The following is an 18,436-nucleotide window of genomic DNA, read 5'->3' as shown; positions in this document are numbered from 1 at the left end:
AAAAACTGCGCTCAGGGGAACAATGCTCTCTCAATAATTCGGGTTTTGCACGATGGAACCTCCCGACCTGTCAATTTCTGTCTGCGGGATCGGGAATACTTCATTTTTACCTGCGGTGAAATTGCCGCCTTTTCCGTTTGAAAGCGGTTTCAGCGAATAGGCTTTCATCGTTTCTACCAATGAATTCCAGCGGATGAGGTCAAACAGGCGGTGGTATTCCATAGCCAGTTCCACCCGGCGCTCGTGACGCACCGCTTTGCGAAGATCGTCAGTTGCTTTCACATCTGACAGCGGCGTTTCGGCAATTTTTGTAATGCGCGACACGGCCTCCACGTCTTTTTTCGAGCTATTGGATGCCCGTTTACGTACCATATTAATGTAAGTCGCCGCCTCGGCTTTGTCACCTCCGCTTTCGATCAGCCCTTCCGCATACATCAGCAGCACATCTGCATACCGGATCGGATGGTAAGTCCAGGCATCATTCCCCCAGCCCTGGCCACGGCGTGACTCGGGTAAATACACTTTTCTGTTATGATAACCCGTATTCGGATAAGTTGAAAAATCCAACACTTCCTGGGTAGCATTCACCTTGGGAAAAATGTCGCCCGATTGCAGGATTGTGAACAAAAGTCGCGGATCGCCCGGCTCGAATTCACTAACGAGATCCTGCGTTGGCAGATCAAATCCCCAGCCGCCGGTCGCGCCTCTTGGGGAACAGTAAACCGGCGTAGTACTTCCATAAATCGGTATCGCAGGATCGTCACCCATAATGATCGAGAAAACAGCTTCTTTGGTTTTGTAACCATTTTCCAGGAAAATCTCCTGAAACTGCGGGTGCAGGGCGAAAGCATTGGAGTCGATCACTTTTTTGGCCGCATCTTTTGCTTTTGCAAATAGCGTCTGATCGTCTTTGGCAAAAAACAGATAGGTACGTGCAAGCATTGCCCAGGCCGCCTCTTTGGTAGCCCGGCCCAGTTCAGTGGCCTGAATGTTCGTTGCCGAAAGCATATCCGGATCATTCGCAGCTGCGAGAAGTTCTTTTTCTATAAACTCAAACATTTCCTTGCTGGAAACGCGGTTGAGCTTGGTACGGTCGTCGACGGTTAATGTCTGCGTTACCAGGGGAACTCCGCCATACACTTTTGCCAGCTCAAAATAGAACAGGGCACGCAGAAAACGGATTTCGGCGAGGTAGCGGTTTTTCAGCGCAGGTGCCAGGGGCGAACCAGCGGCGTCGATCAGCGGTGCATCCGGCAGACGTTCCAGTGCCACATTGCAGTTTCCGATCGCATTGTAGCGGGCGGTCCAGTAACCCTGCAAAGTTTCGTTGGAAGAAATGGTCCTTCCGAAACCCAGGTCGGTCACAAACGGGCGGTCACCAGCATCGGAGCCGCCTTTGTCGGCGTCGTCGGTAGCCATATTGCCCAACTCGGCGCGTGCTGCTTCATACCCCCAGAAATCGTAAAATCCACGATAACAAGTAATTAAGGATTTAAAACCCGCGTCAGGCGATTTGTAAAAGGTTTCATCGGTAAGATTCCCCGGCGGGGTACGATCCAGAAATTCCTCCGAACAGGATGTTCCCATCAGCGTCAGCACCGAGACCAACAGGATATAGGTAAGTTTTTTCATTGTATTCCGCATTTTAGAATTTGATGGAAAGGGTCTTAGAATTTTGCATTGATACCAAACAGCCAGGTGCGCGCCTGAGGGAAATATCCCTGGTCGATGCCCATCAATTTCGGATCCGTTGAACCCATTTCAGGATCGAGGCCGCTGTACTTGGTGATTGTGAAGAGATTTTGCGCTCCCACGTAAAACCTTACCTGCTTGATCTTGGCTTTTTCCAGAATAGAAGGCGGCAGACTGTAACCGAGCTGCAAATTTTTCATGCGCATGTAAGAACCGTCTTCCACAAAATATTTTGAAACATTGGTATTCAGACCCGCATTCTGGGAGATTTTATAATATTCATTGGTACTGCCGGGTCCGTTCCATGCTTTGTCAAGAAATCCTTTCGGTGCATTGTACCAGCCCGTTCCGGATTCGGTATCATAGCGGAGAATGTTCATGACGTCGTTGCCCTGCGATCCTTGCATAAAAGCACTGAGATCAAAACCTTTGTAGCTCGCGTTCAGGGTAAGTCCATAGATGAAGTCCGGCCATGGGTTACCGATCTTGGTGCGGTCGTCAGCATTCAGAAGGTTATCGCCGTTGATGTTCTTGAAACGGATATCACCTGCGGTCGAAAGTCCTTTCTGTACGCTGTTGTTCACCTCGTCCGGAGTTTGGAAAATCCCGTCTGTCAGCCATCCGAAATAGTAGCCCACAGGCATTCCTTCCTCTGTTTTGGTAATGGTTTCACCCAGGTGGGCAGTAGCATAAATAGGCTCTCCGCCTCCCAGAGTGCTTACCGTATTGGTAAAAGTAGAGAGTGTCGCTTTGGCACTGTACTGGAAATCACCAACTGCATGATCATATCCGACTGCAAATTCCCAGCCTTTGTTGACCATTTTTCCGGCGTTCGACCAAGGGGAATTCGGGTAACCGAGCGTCGATGGCAATGGCACGATCAGCAGCATGTTATCAATTTCCTTGTTGAAATAATCCACCGTCAGGCTCAGCTTATTTTCCAGAAATCCAAGATCCAGACCGATGTCGGTTTGTGTTGAAGTTTCCCATTGAAGCAGCGGGTTACCAATGCTCGACCGGCCCGCGCCTATGTAGCCGGTAGAATTGTTCCCGAAAAGATAGCGGCCGTTATTTCCATAAGTCGACAGATAGGCTCCGTTGCCGACATTCTGGTTGCCGATAAGCCCGTAGCTCACGCGAAGCTTTCCTTCCGATAACCACTTCAGATTGGCATTTTTGGTAAATTCTTCCTGCGTAAAATTCCATGCAGCCGAAACGGACGGGAATGTTCCCCAACGGTAATCTTTGGCAAAACGGGAAGTACCGTCACGGCGCACATTGGCAGTCAGCACATATTTACCTGCATAAGAATAACTTACCCTTCCAAAATAGGAGTTCAGTGCATTGGAATAAGTATAACCCGACGCGCCCGGATTGATCGTCGCCGCGTTAATGATCCGCATGTCATCATCGTTGTTCACAACTCCCTGCTTGGATGCTCCGTATTCCAGCCCTTTTGTGAGCTCAGCCGACATGCCTGCCAGCCCGGTAACATGGTGGTTGCCCCAGGTCTCATCAAATGCCAGGGTGTTCTCCCAGACGAAATAGTTTGACCAATACGAATAGTTGCTTACCGTATTATATGTTGCGTAGTCATAACCGTTGAGATAATACTGTGGTGTAAAACCCTTGGAAATGCTTCGGTTGATGTCAACACCGAGGCTGCTCCGGAATTTCAGCGGCTCAATGATCTTCACTTCAAGATTTGCCCCGCCTTTGAGACCAATACCTTCCCAGATGCTCTGGCGCATGCGTTCGATCTGCGCAACCGGATTCGGTTTGTTGGAATAAAGTATTCCTGCATATTGTGAGAACGGGTTACTGGCATCGTAGCCAGTCATAACGGTTTGGTAAAAAGAAGGAATCCCCGTCAGGTTATTGCGGTATACAGGCGTGATCGGGTCGGCGGTCATTGCGCTGAATATCGTTCCGGAATAGGGATTGTTTTCATCGATATTCCGGCGGCTTTCATAGATCACTGCCATATTCGTGCCCAGTTTGACCCGGTTGCTGATCTCCGCGTTCACGTTATTTCTCCATGAAATACGGCGATAATCCGACCCCTTGATAATCCCTTTCTGATCCATATACCCTACCGAAGAAGCGAAATCCACTTTTTTGCTGCCTCCCGACACGTTCACGTTGTAGCTCTGCACCGGTGCGTTGGAATCCGTGATCTGTTTCCACCAGTCGGTGCCGGCTGCGCCTGTATTGGCAGTTACGAAACGGAGCGCTTCGTCTTTCATCGCAGCTGAGATCGGCAATGTAGCCCCGGCGGCTTCGGCAGCGCGGTTTTTGTAAGTGATAAATTCTTCTGCATTCAGCATCTGAGGCCGCTTCCAGGGCGACTGCAGACCATAATAAGCATCAAACGACACGCTGATCGCATCTTTTTTACTGCCTTTTTTCGTAGTAATGATCACCAGACCGTTGGACGCGCGCGAGCCGTAAATAGCTGCCGCAGAAGCATCCTTATGAATGTCCATGGTTTCAATATCGTTGGGGTTCAGCCAGCCGATATTGCTCTGCGGAAGTCCGTCCACGATGTAAAGAGGCTCGTTGGAGTTGTTGATCGAGCCGATCCCCCTGATCCGAACCACGCCAGCCGAACCCGGGCTACCGCTGCTCTGGGTTACCATAACCCCGGCTGCTTTTCCCTGCAAAGCGTCAGATGCCGTACGCAGGGGCATGTTTTTGATCTCGTCACCACCTACGGACGATACGGCACCCGTCACATTTTTTTTGCTTACTGTACCATAACCAACGACTACAACTTCCGAAAGTGATTTCGAATCGAGCGTCAGTTTTACGTCGACCACCGAACGTTTATCCACAGGCACTTCGGTAGGCAGGTATCCGATAAATGAAAACACGAGGGTTGCATTCTCAGCTACGTTCAGCAACTGATATTTGCCGTCGTTATCCGTAGTAGTACCGTTTTCAGTGCCTTTCACGATCACACTTGCACCCGGCAACGCCTCACCGGTGTTGGAATCCGTGACAGTACCGGAAAGGGAAACAGCGGCGGCGATGCCTTTCTCACGCACCAGTGAAGCTGACAACATGGGCAGTGCATTGTTCACGCCATCGGAAAGCGTGTTTTCATGCCCTCCGAAATTTTGAGAAGTTTTTCTTTCCTCGTCTTTCACCGGCTGTTTTTCGCTCCCTTCTTCTTTGAGGAAGATCACATAGAAATTCTCGCGCAATTTTTTGAAAGCAAGATTGTTCGGTTCCAGGATCTGCCGTAGCGAGTTTTCGAGAGACGTACTTTTCAGCGGTTCTTTCACAGTTTTACCATCCACATAGCCCGAATTGTACAGGAAAGAGACTTTAAACTGTTTTTCCAGATCCTGCAATTTACTTTCGAGTGACTTGGTCTGCCGTGGCTCCATGCTTTTCGGGCGGGATCTGTCCGGTTTTGACATTGCAAGCTCCTGGGCCGACGCGGTCAGACCGCCGTAACAACACAGTGCAATGATGCATACGGTAATGATGATTCGTTTCATAGGCAACTGTTGAGATTGGGTTGGAATAAATGGGTCATTTTTGTGAAATGGTAATATTATATTTCGTCATCTATCCCTACAGTACCCTTTCCGTAAACCCTCCGCCAACTTTCGGCAAATATTTTTATTAAGGTATAAAAAATCGGTCGATATAATATTCACTAGTGTGCTTATTATCTGTTATTTATAAATTTAAAATAAATTAATGCACAACATAATAATTTAAAATATTAAGTTGACAGATATAGTTTAAGCTGATCAGACAGCAAACCGTTATAAAATGTGCGCTATTAAAATTCGCTGGCGGCTCAGCGTTTGCGTGGTGCAAAAGAAACATTTTCCCCTTCCCGCCGCACGTTCAGGTCGCAGGCTTCCGCCAATCCTTCCAGCAAAGTTTCCACGTTATCCAGCGGAACGGATCCGGAAACTTCGCGCCCCAGCAAGTCGGGATTTTCGGTGGTGATGTGTAACCCGTAAGTTTCGGTCAGCATATCCGAGATTTCACGCAATGTGGTATTTTTCAGGATCAGCTTGCGGTCTTTCCAGGCGGAGTACTGATCTGCTTCCACACTTTTACGGATATATTTTGAAGGTTTGGTATCGAACTCGATCAGTTCACCCGGCTTTAAAATCAGCGCATCACCTTGTTCTTTTCCGAGGTTGCATTGCACCTTGCCTTCGTTGAGCACTACCCTTGTACCGCTCTCCCGGCTGTTCACAGAAAACTGTGTCCCGAGTACATCCACACTGAAATGTTCATCGGTACTCACACTGAACTTCCGGTTATCGCTGGTATGCACCACTTTGAAGTAAGCTTCTCCTTTCAACCGCACTTCCCGGGTATCATCATTTTTCCAATCTCCCGCGTAGGTAATTGCTGAATTCCCATTCAGTATCACCTCCGAACCATCGGGTAAAAGTACCGTGCGGATTTCTCCGTATTTGGTTACCTCACTGACCTGCTTCGCTGCGAAAGGATCATATATGTACAATCCTGCCCCTACCACGAGCAATCCCAGAAAAACAGCCGCTATCCGGTAAAGCCGCGCGGGTTCCCACAGCTTTTTGGAAGGTTCCAAATTTTCCACCGGATTTTCGGTGTTGTCAATCTCATGATTGATCCTGCTTAAAAGCCTTACTTCAAGCGCACTGGCCGCATTTTCCGACAGCCTGGCCGTGAGGTTTTCCCTGGCTTCCGTCTGGCTGTACCAGCTGTCTAGTTCGGCTGCTTCCAGCTCCGAAATGTTGCCGGTATGCTGTTGATCCAGCAGATATTGTAATCGCTCGTTTGTCATTGTTCTTAGAAGGCATTGCGGATCGCCATTATAATAAAGTACCTTTTCATGTTTGTCTCCGCCAAAATTTTCACAAATTTTAAATCAATTCCAGTAATTCCCGGCCCAGATGCAAAGAATGACGGCAAAATCCCGGAGGCTGTCCCGGAGTAGTTTCAATGCCTTTCCCATGTGCTTTTCAACGGTATCCAGCGGGATGTTGAGATGTTTTGCAATTTCCCTGTATGTAAAATTCTCGTACCGGCTGAGCAGGTAAACCTTCTTATACTTTTCGGGCAGCTTCTCGATGCTCTTTGCCAGCGCCTCGGAGAGTTCCTCGTAGTAGAGCGAATCCTCAATATAATTCTGATCAATTTCTGACGAATGTGCCAGATGGTCGAGATAGGCCTGCTGTACCTTGCGATTTCGGATAAAATTATAAATGCTGTACCGTAGTGCGCCGAAGAGGTAGGCTTCCAGCGTGGAAGTAATAACCAGCAACTCCCTTTTCACCCACAGCTGCACAAACAGATCCTGAATAATTTCCTCTGCTTCCTCTCTCAGCAGAAGCCTTTTGTAGGCAGAGTTAAAAAGGTCGCGCCAGTGTTTCCGGTACAACTGCTCAAAAGCTTCCCTGTCCCCTTCCCTGAGACGGAAAAGGATCTGATGGTCGTCCTGGTGTGAGGCTGCGGAATGAATGGCTTATGGGTTTAGAAACTGCAATTTTAGCAAATATTACCAGTATTACGGTGCCGCATTGCGGAATACAGAACCCGAAGGCTATATTTTGAAACCAAAACCTTCGTTTTCGGATAGGACAGCACTGTAACCCTGGCCCAAAACCATTACTTCCTAATTTCGCCGGCAAAAAAACAGTCACTCCGTTAAGATAACCCCGATATGGTGAGCGGCGGCGGCAGGACCAATTTCTGAAAAACCAGAGCATGCAGGAGCCTGGCACTCTTACAGACGATGAAGTCGGCAAGAGGTTACTAAAAACATTTATAAATAACTGAAAATCAGAACTATTAAGACTAAATACGGTGCTTGCATTTTTACTCCTGCTTTTGTTATTTTTGTCAAAACCAAGGCTTCTCAACACCCCCTTCCTTACGTTCCGTAAACATGAAAAAGGCAATTATTGACGTTTCCGGAAACAATTGCTCCGCACCGGTGATCAACACGGCGTTCTCTTTTAAGCCTTTTATCGACTCCCTCAGAAAAAGAGCTAACGAAGAAAAAACTGCCAAAAAACAGTTCTTCGATATCGTGCTCCAAGAGTTTGCGAAAGCCGATCTGGAAAACAAGGAGCTTACTGAAAACAACCTCCACGCGTACGAACACTTGCTCGAACTGGTCTACGCCTGCCAGTCGCCCACAATGTCGGGGGCGGACGAGGTGATATGGGGCTTGTGCAAACCCATGCAACCGCTGATCGTTTACAGCACCGATACCCTGCACGATCTGATGATTGGCCTGGTCGAAAAAGACAAACAAAAACCTGTCACCAAAAGCATTGAAGATTATACTAACGAAAGGCTTCGGGTCATTTACGGTTTCATTCTTAAAAGATTGTATCATTTTGAGTCGGTGCTCAGAAAGGAACTATACCACATTCATACAGATCCCGGTACTGCTGCGGAAAGGTACCTGGAAGCGAGTATCAATACGGATTTCATTGAGATCATACCCCTGCGGGAACTGCCGGTGATCAAGTTCAGGCAGCTGAAAGAATACATCAGTGAAAACATGGGCTTTGAAATGCTGCAAAGCCTGCTGCCACTGGATATGTTCCGGTTCCGTGGCTTAGCCATGATCACGGTTACCGACGTAACGGGCAGACAGGCGGTTGAAAACATCAAAAAAATAAGACTGACCAGGACTCCCGGAAACGAAGAAACCACGTACAGAACTGTTACGCGTTCGCTTAAAATGCTGCTTTGCAATGATAAAATCGAATTTGATTTTTTCCCTTTCGTCCGGGTGAACGACAAATTTGTTTTTGGCTATGAAAAAGGCGGGACCGGCGTTTTGTACAATGTGTGGGGTGAAAAAACACTGAGCCCGGAAGAATTCCAGCAGCGGGCGCACAGCTATTCCATAGACCCGCAGTCATTTTATTCGAGGGATATCCGGCAGGAGGATTTGACCCAATATTCATTTCTGGCCAGCTTTATTACACAAAATGTGACTTCACTGGCATTGCTCCCATTATTTCGAAATCAGACGGTGGTAGGTATAGTGGCGATCCATACCTGGGGAGAGGATGTGTTTGAAGTGGGCACCATGGCAATGCTGGAACCTGCTATTCAACCGATTGCGTTGCTGATGCAGGTGTATATCGACGAATTTAACCTGGAAATCGAGAAGATCGTGAAGGAAAAATTCACTTCGATACAACCATCGGTACAGTGGAAATTCAATGAAGCGGCCTGGCATTACCTGAGGGCAAAAAAGAAGAATTTACCCATCATGGAAACGGAACCCGTTCATTTCAGTCACATGTATCCTTTGTATGGTGCAGTAGATATCCGGAACTCTACCATTGAACGTAACCAGGCTATCAAGCACGACATCGACCATCGCCTCGGGCTACTCGCAGAGACACTGTCAGCGTTAAGGGCTATTCATAAATCGTCCCTGCTGGAACAGATGAATTTCAGCTGTAAAACCTGGCAGAAAGTGACGGAACAGGATCAGCTGACTACGACGGAAGAAAACAATCTGGGTGTTTTTCTGAACAATGAAGCCGGCAAATATCTGGATCATCTTGCCGGGGCAGAACCAAGAACCGAAGAAATTATTCAGACCTATTTCAACACGGTCAGGGATGCCGTAAGCCGTGAGCAGGCTCTGGAAACTTCGATGCAGCTGCTCAACAATGCAATTAACAACTATCTGGAGGCAGAGCAGCAGGAACTTCAGTTGTCATACCCGTGCTATTTTGAAAAATTCAGGACAGATGGTGTGGAATATGATATTTACATCGGTCAGTCTATTGCGCCCGATAAACCTTTCAGCCATTTTCACCTCAGGAACGTCCGGCTCTGGCAGCTGTCGTCTATGGCCGCTATTGCGCGGCTTACCCACTCGCTGCTGCCCGGAATGCCGGTCGAGCTTCGGACCACCCAACTGATATTTGTCCACAACAACACAATCGACATCAGTTTCAGGACCGACGAGCGAAAATTCGACGTGGAGGGCGCATATAATATCCGTTATCAGATGATCAAAAAACGGATTGATAAAGTGCGTATCCGCAATTCACAGGAACGGCTGACCCAGCCCGACATGATCGCATTGGTCTATTTTAACAAAAAGGACATAGAAGATTATCTGCCGTACATCCAGTATCTTCAGGAAACGGAGATCCTGGAATACGAATACGAAAACCTGGACCTGGAAGATTTACAGGGACTTACAGGGCTGAAAGCGATACGGCTGGGGGTGAAATTGCTACATTAGCCGCTGGCGATGCCACGGCTGGGTATATTACAGCCCGTCGGGCTGGGGTTCCCTACTCTCGGATACCCATGCGCGATGCCTATGGCTAGATACCCATGGGCGATGCCCATGGCTAGGTGCATTGCAGCCCGTCGGGCTGGGGTTCCTAATCTCGCAAGCAAGTAAGATGATTATGGTGATTATGGATATTCGGGGCAGAAAGGATAATCATAATTGACGTTGGGAAATTTGGTTAGGGGCTGTCAGCGAATTTGCTTTCAACCCCTAACCTCCTCCCCTTCCTCCACTCATTCAATCATTCAATCATTCAATCATTCAATCATTCAATCATTCAATCATTCAATCATTCAATCATTCAATCATTCACTCATTCAATCATTCACTCAATCACTCATTCAAAACAAAGTCACGCCATCGCCTCCTCCAGCACCTCCACATCCTTTCGCTCTACCGCAGGTGGCAGGAGCTTATACATTACCGGCGTTACCAACCTTGACAATAACGTGGAGCTGATCAATCCGCCGATGAGTACGAGGGCCAGCGGCGAATAAAGCGCGCTGTACTCAATTACCAGCGGAAGCAGCCCGCCGATGGCTGTAAGCGAGGTTAGCAAAATGGGTACAAACCGGATTTCGCCCGCCTCGATGATCGCTTCTTCAATTCCCTTGCCCTGTTCCCGCAGCTGATTGGTAAAATCCACAACCAGCAAGGAGTTTTTCACTTCTATACCCACCAATGCAATAAAGCCGATTGTGGCTGTAAAAGACAATGTTTCGCCCGTCAGGAAAAGCATCAGGAGTCCGCCGACGATACCCAGCGGAATAACGGAAAGCACGATCAGTATACTTTTAAAAGTCTTGAATTCCAGGATCAGCACGCCCAGAAAACCAAATATGGTGATCAGGATAATCAGCCCGAGGCCGCCAAAGCTTTCTTCCTGGCTTTCTTTCTCCCCCGCTACTTTGAAGGTTTGGCCTTCTTCGAATTTAAACTGCTGCAGCTGGGCGGTAATTCCTTCGTTTAACCGCTGTACGTTGTATCCCGGCTTCACAAATGCCGAGACGGTCACATACCTGTCTTTGTCATAATGCCTGATCTAGTTTGGCGAGCTTTCGAACTCAATTTTGGCTACATTTTTAAGCGGTATACTGGCCCCGGAAGCCGAAGGAACATACAATTTATCAAAAACACTATAGTCCTGGGTGGCAGCATTGCGTGACACCGAAACGTTGACATTGTAATTATCCGCCTTGCCCACATCTTCACGAAAAGTAGCCACATTGAGACCCGCAGCCCCAAGCCGCACGGTGCGGTCGATATCCGCGGATGAAATTCCCAGCGTACCGGCTTTCTGTTTGTTGACGTTCACCTTCAGATCCGTCGGCTGCACCTGCAAAGGATTATTGACATAGATAGTACCTTCCACTTTATCCAGTAAAGCCGCGACTTTGAAGGCTGTTTTCCTGAGATCTTCCAGGTCTTCCCCGTAAATGCGGTATGCCAGCGGTGCCTCTACCAGCGGTCCCTGCTCAAAGTCTTTTACCTTGATTTCAGCTCCTGGATACCTTTCCAGTTTTTTCCTCAGCCGCTCAATCACCTCCACTTTTTCATGCGTCTCCAGCCCTTCCACCTGTACAAAGATCTCTGCAAAATTTTCACTTTCATTCCGCTGGATCACATTGTAATACACTCTCGGATTTCCTTTTCCTACGTTTGTAGCGAAGGAGGTGATCAGCGGCTCTTTTTTCAAAATATCCTCCACATACCGGGTTACCTGGTTTGTCTTTTTGATGTTGGTCCCCTGAGGGGTTTCAATATCGATCAGGAACATTGGTTTTTCCGATTTAGGGAAAAGACTGTTCCCGATCAGCGGCACCAGGCCCAGCGAACCGGCGAAGATCAGCCCGGCAATGACCAGCGTCCAGACGGGCCTTTTCAAAGCTTTGTCCAGAAGGCTTCCGTAAGTTTTGTGAATGCCTCTTTTCATGCCTCTCAGCAAAAAATTACCTTCTTCGCTCGCATGGCGTTTTAATATCACACTTGATAAAAAAGGAACAATAGTAAGTGAAACCAGCATGGACGCAAACACCGTAGTAATCACCGAAAGCGGCAGACTCCTGATAAAATCCCCCGCTCCTTCCGGCAAAAACACCAGCGGCAAAAAGGCAAAAATCAACAGGATCGTACAGCCGACCACCGCCATCCCGATCTGTGAAGATGCTTTTATCGATGCCTCCACCCTATTGTAACCCATTCGCAGATAGCGCTCTATGTTTTCCACGACCACAATACTGTCATCCACCAGGATCCCCAGTGCGACGATCATACCTACTATGCTCAGCTGGTTGATGTTATAGCCCAGCAAATTCATCATCGTAAGCCCGATTGCCAGCGAAAGCGGAATGGAGATCATCACCACTACCGATGCGCGCGTACCCAGCGGCAGCAACGTCAGCAAAACCAGGAGTATAGCGATCCCGAAATCACGTGCAAAATGCGACAACCGGATGTCAACGCTTTTGGCCTGATCAAATACTTTGACCAACTCAATATTGGCCGGAAGTTCTTTTTCAAAGGCCGCTACCACCGGCTCCACCTGTCCCTGGACCGCAATGATATTCTCGCCTTCTTTCTGGCTGAGGTTTACAAAACTGCACCGGAAACCATTCAGACGTGTGATATGCGTTTCATCTTCGTAACCCATTTTGATGTCGGCTACATCTTTCAGTAAGACAATTTTCCCCGCCGAGGCAGACACAACCGTATTGGCGATTTCATCAAGCGTCCGGTAATTGCCGCTCGTTTTAATGTTCAGCTTTTTGGTCGCCATGGTGATGCTCCCGCCCGGAATATTGACGTTTTCACTTTGCAGGGCCGCTATCACCTGATTTTGCGTCAGATTCTGCTGTGCGATCTTTTGCAGGTTCAGGTTAACGTGGACCTGCCGTTCCGGTACTCCGGAGTATTCGACTTTCTTTAAGGTTTTTATTTTTTCAAGACGTTCCTTAAATGCTTTCGAAAACTTTTTGAGCTGGGCATAGCTGGCATTTTCACTGATGAGCGCATACTGGTAAATGCTCACATCGGAAGGTATCTGTTTGTTGATGCGGATGTCGTTGATATCAGCGGGCAGATTATTCCTGAGCGCATTGATTTCCCGCACCAGCTCCTGGTATTTGTCGTCCGGGTCGGAACTGTATTTGTATTGCACCTGCATCACGGCTAGTCCGTCGCTCACGTCGGTAATTACATGTTTGATATCGTCCAGCTCATTGATTTTCTTCTCCATCGGGTCCACCACCAGCTGCTCCATATCTTTCGGATTGGTTCCGGGATAAATGACCACGACGGTAAACTGAGGCGGATGTATGTCGGGGTCTTCGCTTCGGGGCATGGTAAAAAGTGAATAAAGGCCCAGGGCCAGCACACCCATAAAAACGACCAGCGTAAACTGGTAATTTTTCACTGCAAATTCAGGTAATTTCATGATAATGTCTTTGAAAGATTACTGAACTATTTTAATCACCGAACCGTCAGCAAGGTATGCAGAACCTTCCCGGATCACCTTTGAACTGGCATCCACGCCCGAAAGTATAAAGGCTTTGTCACCCTCGAGATAGGCGATTTTCACCTGTTTCTTTTGCGCCATATTACCGCGGGCCACAAATACAAATGCGCTGTCGTTCTCTCCTTCGATCAGTGCATCCACCGGAATCGAAACCATGTCTGTTTTTTCGCGCGGGAAAATGCTGACTTTGGCAAACAATCCATTGGCCAGTCTGGCCTCATGCCTGTCGATACGGATCTCGGCCTGGTACAAACCGGAAGTCACATCACTGCCCTGTGAAAGGCTTTTTACGCTGCCGGTAAATGTCTGCGGAAAAGCATCAAAAACGATCTCTGCTTTTTCCCCGCCTTTCAAACGCGCCCAATCTTTGTCTGTTAACCCGCATTTCACTACCCAGTCTGCGCTGTTGGTGCCACTGATGAACAGTACCGGCTTGCCGCCTTCCACCTGCTCGCCGGTATTCACCAGTTTCTGGATCACGGCACCGTTGGTGGTGGCCACAATACGTGTTTGCGACAGGTTGTATTTCAGTATTTCCAGCTGTTTTTCGGCTACCCGAAGAACAGTCTGGCTGTTTTCGAGCTGTTCTTTTGTATTCACACTGTCGCGGTACAAATTTTCCGTACGTTTTGCATCTCTCTGAGCTTTCAGAAAATTCTCCTCGGCCTGGTTCAGCTGGGCAGAGATTTCGGTGGTGTTCAATGTCGCCAGCAGCTGACCTTTCCGCACCTGGTCTCCTTCTTTCACCAATACCTCCCTGACGATCCCTCCAATTTTGAACGACAACCGTGCCTCGTTTTCCGATGCCAGCAGCCCGGATGTTTCAACAGCCTGTGATTGGCTCAGGGCCGACGAACTGATCACTTTAACGGGGATCGTCTTGTCGGTTTCCTCCACTTTTTTCTCTTGCTTGCAGCTGATTACCAGCATGGTGGCAATCAGGGAAAGCGTGTATAAACTTATTTTAAAAGTAGTTTTCATTTCATTTTTTTAGTTAGAAAATACATAACCTGCTTTTGCCCGTTCCAGCTCGGCTGCCCGGGTCTGAACACTGAGATAGGAAATACTTTGCTGCAACTGGTCGCTGATCAGCCTGTTTTGCGCATCGAGCAATTCGATGTAAAGAAGCTGCCCTTCCCGGTACAATTTCTGCTGGTCGAGGTAATATTGCTGCGATAATGCTGTCTGGCTTTTGGAAGCCTGATAAATCTGCAAAGCCGCGTTCAGCTTGTTGGATGCCGTTTCTGCCTGTAATTCGAGTTGCTGTTCCACCTGGCTGATCTGCTCGGCCGTCGCCTTGCTGTCGAGTGCGGCCTGTTTGATCCGGTACTGCGTCCTGTTCCCTGCAAAAACCCGCCAGTCGAGGGTTAAGCCAAACAGATAATAACGGGTATCATTGTTAAAATTCAGGAAATCACCCTGCGAACCCAGGTCAATAAACGTTGCCAGTTTGGGAAGCGAAGCCGCCTTCGCCAGTTGCCCTGAAAGTACATTGATCCGCTCCACGGATTCCAGTTTCAAAAGTTCTTCCCGCCTGGATGAAGCCGAAATTTCCGTCTGAAAAATAGCCTGCGCGGCTGGCTGCGCCTCTATGGTTGTATTCAGCGGTCTGTTCAGCAGAAAATTGAGATAGGCCCCCGCGTTCACCAGCTGATACTTCGCATCTTCCAGCCTGGCTTCCAGTCCGATGAGTTCATTCTCCGACCGGCTGACAACTGTACGGATCGCCTTATCATTTTTCACAAGTACCTGATTAAACCGCAGGTTCTCCCGGGCCAGCGCCACTGCATTTTCCAGTATCTGAATCGACTCTCTGGCCTGCAGAAAACCATAATATCCCAGCTTGATGTCCTTGACGAGTTCCCGTTTATACACTTCCATTTCAGCCCGTTGCAGATTGATCTGCTCCTTCCTGATCCGTGTATTGTATGTAATCTCGGCATTGTAGAGCGGCAGCGACGTCCTGAATTTGGCATCGTAATAATTGTTGGGATTGAATGTCTGGTTTACATTTTCCACCTGAGGAAAAGCCGTTGAATTGGTCAGATGATTCAGAGAAGTATAAACCGGATTGAGCAGGTCCCCTATCGGGATACTGATCTTCCGTCCACCCCGCGAGTCAAGGTAAGTAGTGTTGAAATTCACTTCGGGAAGAAAAAACGACTTCGCCTCTTTGAGTGCATACATGCTCTTTTGCAGGATAAAACCCTGCTGTCGCAGGCCCTGGTTATTTTGCAGTCCAAGGTCGATATAAGACTGTAAAAGTGTGTCCTGCGCAGCCAGAATGCCGGGCACACCAGCGGTGAAGAAGATAACCGGAAGCCATCTTCGTAAATACGAAAAAAATATTGTCATCGTAAATGATGTTTACTTAGTGAACAGTGTTTAGTAACAGGCAAAAAAAATTCAGGCTTTTAGATTGTTCAAAAAATTGGCAACAGCCTTGTCAAGCATATCCTTCACTACGTCCTCCGGCATATTCATCACATCGAAACGGCCTCTGACGTACAAAGAAACCAGCCCGTGCCCAAACGACCAGACCGACATCGCCAGTAAAAACTTATCTCCGCCTTTGATCAGCTTTTCATCCACACAACCGGACATGGTATCAAGCAGATAATCAAAAGCGCAATTCCCGGCCGTCCAGGTTTCTTCGCAGGCGATCTGCGACAAAGGTGCCCTCATGATAAACATAAGGTCGTAATAATCAGGGTTCTTCAGTGCGAAATTAATGTAAGTACTACATATCGCAGCCAGACGTTCAAAGTGGTTCTCAATCACATCATGCTTCCTGAACTCTTTGTCAAGCAGCGCGAAAGCATTTTCGTGGATCACATAGAAAATCTCATCCTTATCCTTAAAATACAGGTAAATCGTTGCAGGACTGTACTCAATGTCCTCTGCAATGGTTCGTATCGACGTTTTATCATAACCCAGTTTAAGAAACAGCCCGGTCGCCGAATCTATGATCAGGTTTCTCATATCCTGCTTTTCCCGCTCTTTCCTTTCCTTGATCGCCATGACATTATGATTACATTGTAAATATAATGAACACTGTTTAGTAAAAACAAATATTTTTGATGTTTTATTATTTTTTGGAATACAAAATAAGATTAAGCAATTGAAATTCAACAAAATAAGTCACCCTGAAACGCAGCCGAAGGGCAGTAGCATATCGCTAAATCCTTCGACCTGCGCTCAGGATGACAATCAATACCCCGCCGCGTACCCGTCTTTCCTCGATTCCGAAGCTCCGTAGTAAACCTTGTTCTTTTCGTCAAACATAATAGCCTGGTAACCTCCGAAGCCGCCCATATCATAACCTGTTTTATGCCCCATACGAAGCAGTTTCAGAATCGTATCCGGCGAAAATCCGTTTTCGAGGCGAAGGTTTCCGCTGCCGCCCGACTTGCCGCCGGTTGGCGACGACGAACCGGCATGACTTACCCGGGGAGCGTCACCGGCTTCCTGCAGGTTCATTTTGAAATCGATCAGGTTCACTACGATCTGGACATGTCCCTGCGGCTGCATATCTGCTCCCATCACGCCGAAACTCACAAAAGGTTTCCCGTCTTTGGTGATAAAAGCAGGGATCAGCGTATGGAACGGGCGTTTTCCTGGAACGTATGAATTGGGATGGCCGGGTTCAAGATTAAAAGACGAACCCCGGTTCTGAAGACTGAATCCAAGCCCCTCAGGCACAATTCCCGATCCCATACCGGCAAAATTGCTCTGGATAAACGAAACCATATTGCCATCTTTATCGGCCGTGGTAAGGTAAATCGTGTTGCTTCCTACCTCCATAACGCCCGGCGTGTAACTTCCGGCGCGGTTCATATCGATGAGCTTCCGGCGTTCGGCCGCATACTTTTTCGAGATCAGTTCAGCTACCGGCAATTCTCCGAAAGCAGGGTCGGCAATGTATTCGGAACGGTCTTCAAAAGCCAGTTTCTTGGCCTCGGTCAGCAAATGAATGTGCTCGGCGCTGCCGAAACCGTAAGCTGCGAGATCGTACCCTTCCAATATGTTCAGCATCTGAAGAACCGCGATTCCCTGACCGTTTGGCGGCAATTCCCACACATCATAGCCCCTGTAATTGGTCGATACCGGCTGTACCCAGTCGGAACGGTGCGCTGCCAGATCGGCTGCGCTCAGAAATCCGCCTTCCTTTTTGACCGTAGCTTCAATGGTTTTGGCAAAAGCGCCTTTGTAAAAAGCATCTTTTCCCTCCTTCATTATTTTTTCAAGCGTATTGGCAAGGTCCGGGTTTTGGAAAATTTCCCCTTTTGCCGGGGTGTTTCCCCCGGGCATATAGAGCTTTTTGTAATTCTCATAAACGTGCAGGCGAGAAGCATATCCGCGCCAGGCTGCCGCTATCACTTCGGAAACCGGGAAACCTTCCCGCGCATACTGGATCGCCGGGGTCAGCAGGTCTTTCATCGGAAGTTTTCCATATTTCGCATGCAGCTCATACCAGCCGTCCACACATCCGGGAACAGAAACAGACAATGCACCCGACCCGGGAATGTTTTTCATTCCCTTTTCTTTTAAATAATCCAGGGTCATGGATTTCGGCGATCTTCCCGAAGCGTTCAGCCCGACAAGTTTGCCTGCTTTTGCATCCCACACAATCGCGAAAAGGTCGCCCCCGATGCCGTTTCCGGTCGGTTCTACCAGCCCCAGAACCGCATTGGCAGCGATAGCGGCGTCCACCGCAGATCCTCCTTTTTTCAAAATATCGATAGCTACCTGTGATGCAAGCGGCTGACTTGTGGCAGCCATGCCATTTCGGGCGATGGTCTCCGACCGGGTCGCAAAACTTCTCCCCGTAAACCGGAACTGTGCAGCTGCCATATTGCCTGCCATTAAAAAGACAAGCAGCAGCTTTAAGTTATTTAATTTTATCATAATCAATTGAAATATAAAAGTTT

Annotated in this window: 9 protein-coding genes and 1 pseudogene; 1 reads left to right on the top strand and 9 read right to left on the bottom strand. The window is 48.2% G+C overall.

The features are described 5' to 3' along the window. Positions 1–30: 30 nt before the first annotated feature. From FBF61_RS15920 to FBF61_RS15905, 4 genes are all read right to left on the bottom strand, one after another. Entirely contained in the window at positions 31–1,632 is a 1,602-nt protein-coding gene (locus FBF61_RS15920; RefSeq protein ID WP_229215072.1) for a RagB/SusD family nutrient uptake outer membrane protein, read from the bottom strand. 35 nt (positions 1,633–1,667) lie between these two features. Further along, positions 1,668–5,198 carry a SusC/RagA family TonB-linked outer membrane protein gene (locus FBF61_RS15915; protein ID WP_138478919.1) on the bottom strand — a complete coding sequence of 1,177 codons (3,531 nt, stop codon included), beginning with the start codon at positions 5,196–5,198 and terminating at the stop codon, positions 1,668–1,670. Between the two features lie 308 nt (positions 5,199–5,506). Continuing rightward, a complete protein-coding gene (locus FBF61_RS15910; RefSeq protein ID WP_138478917.1) occupies positions 5,507–6,493 on the bottom strand; it encodes a FecR family protein in 987 nt (328 codons plus the stop codon). Positions 6,494–6,577: 84 nt separating this feature from the next. After that, positions 6,578–7,135: an RNA polymerase sigma-70 factor gene (locus FBF61_RS15905; protein ID WP_262712819.1), complete on the bottom strand. Its 558-nt coding sequence runs from the start codon at positions 7,133–7,135 to the stop codon at positions 6,578–6,580. A 462-nt stretch (positions 7,136–7,597) separates the two neighbouring features. Between FBF61_RS15905 and FBF61_RS15900 the strand changes: the two genes are divergently transcribed. After that, positions 7,598–9,937 carry a GAF domain-containing protein gene (locus FBF61_RS15900; RefSeq protein WP_138478913.1) on the top strand — a complete coding sequence of 780 codons (2,340 nt, stop codon included), beginning with the start codon at positions 7,598–7,600 and terminating at the stop codon, positions 9,935–9,937. Between the two features lie 406 nt (positions 9,938–10,343). On the opposite strand, the pseudogene FBF61_RS15895 reads toward FBF61_RS15900, so the two are convergent. The 5 genes and pseudogenes from FBF61_RS15895 to ggt all read right to left on the bottom strand — a co-directional run bounded on the left by FBF61_RS15895 (position 10,344) and on the right by ggt (position 18,413). Then, positions 10,344–13,424: pseudogene (locus FBF61_RS15895) on the bottom strand (efflux RND transporter permease subunit). 18 nt (positions 13,425–13,442) lie between these two features. Next, positions 13,443–14,486, bottom strand: a complete 1,044-nt coding sequence (locus FBF61_RS15890) for an efflux RND transporter periplasmic adaptor subunit (protein ID WP_205748289.1) — start codon at positions 14,484–14,486, stop codon at positions 13,443–13,445. A 9-nt stretch (positions 14,487–14,495) separates the two neighbouring features. Beyond that, positions 14,496–15,860, bottom strand: a complete 1,365-nt coding sequence (locus FBF61_RS15885) for a TolC family protein (RefSeq protein WP_138478911.1) — start codon at positions 15,858–15,860, stop codon at positions 14,496–14,498. Positions 15,861–15,911: 51 nt separating this feature from the next. Further along, positions 15,912–16,526: a TetR/AcrR family transcriptional regulator gene (locus FBF61_RS15880; protein ID WP_138478909.1), complete on the bottom strand. Its 615-nt coding sequence runs from the start codon at positions 16,524–16,526 to the stop codon at positions 15,912–15,914. Positions 16,527–16,715: 189 nt separating this feature from the next. Further along, a complete protein-coding gene (ggt, locus tag FBF61_RS15875) occupies positions 16,716–18,413 on the bottom strand; it encodes a gamma-glutamyltransferase (RefSeq protein ID WP_374756617.1) in 1,698 nt (565 codons plus the stop codon). Positions 18,414–18,436 lie beyond the last annotated feature (23 nt).

The organism is Dyadobacter bucti, assembly GCF_005869225.1.
In the GTDB taxonomy this organism is placed as follows: Bacteria; Bacteroidota; Bacteroidia; order Cytophagales; family Spirosomataceae; genus Dyadobacter; species Dyadobacter bucti.
Note: the sequence above shows the minus strand (reverse complement) of the source record. Positions and strands in the feature narration are given on the sequence as shown.

Coding starts and splice junctions, on each gene's coding strand:
- FBF61_RS15920 (WP_229215072.1), bottom strand. CDS start 1,632: ATGAAAAAACTTACCTATATCCTGTTGGTCTCGGTGCTGACGCTGATG.
- FBF61_RS15915 (WP_138478919.1), bottom strand. CDS start 5,198: ATGAAACGAATCATCATTACCGTATGCATCATTGCACTGTGTTGTTAC.
- FBF61_RS15910 (WP_138478917.1), bottom strand. CDS start 6,493: ATGACAAACGAGCGATTACAATATCTGCTGGATCAACAGCATACCGGC.
- FBF61_RS15900 (WP_138478913.1), top strand. CDS start 7,598: ATGAAAAAGGCAATTATTGACGTTTCCGGAAACAATTGCTCCGCACCG.
- FBF61_RS15890 (WP_205748289.1), bottom strand. CDS start 14,486: ATGAAAACTACTTTTAAAATAAGTTTATACACGCTTTCCCTGATTGCC.
- FBF61_RS15885 (WP_138478911.1), bottom strand. CDS start 15,860: ATGACAATATTTTTTTCGTATTTACGAAGATGGCTTCCGGTTATCTTC.
- FBF61_RS15880 (WP_138478909.1), bottom strand. CDS start 16,526: ATGGCGATCAAGGAAAGGAAAGAGCGGGAAAAGCAGGATATGAGAAAC.
- ggt (WP_374756617.1), bottom strand. CDS start 18,413: ATGATAAAATTAAATAACTTAAAGCTGCTGCTTGTCTTTTTAATGGCA.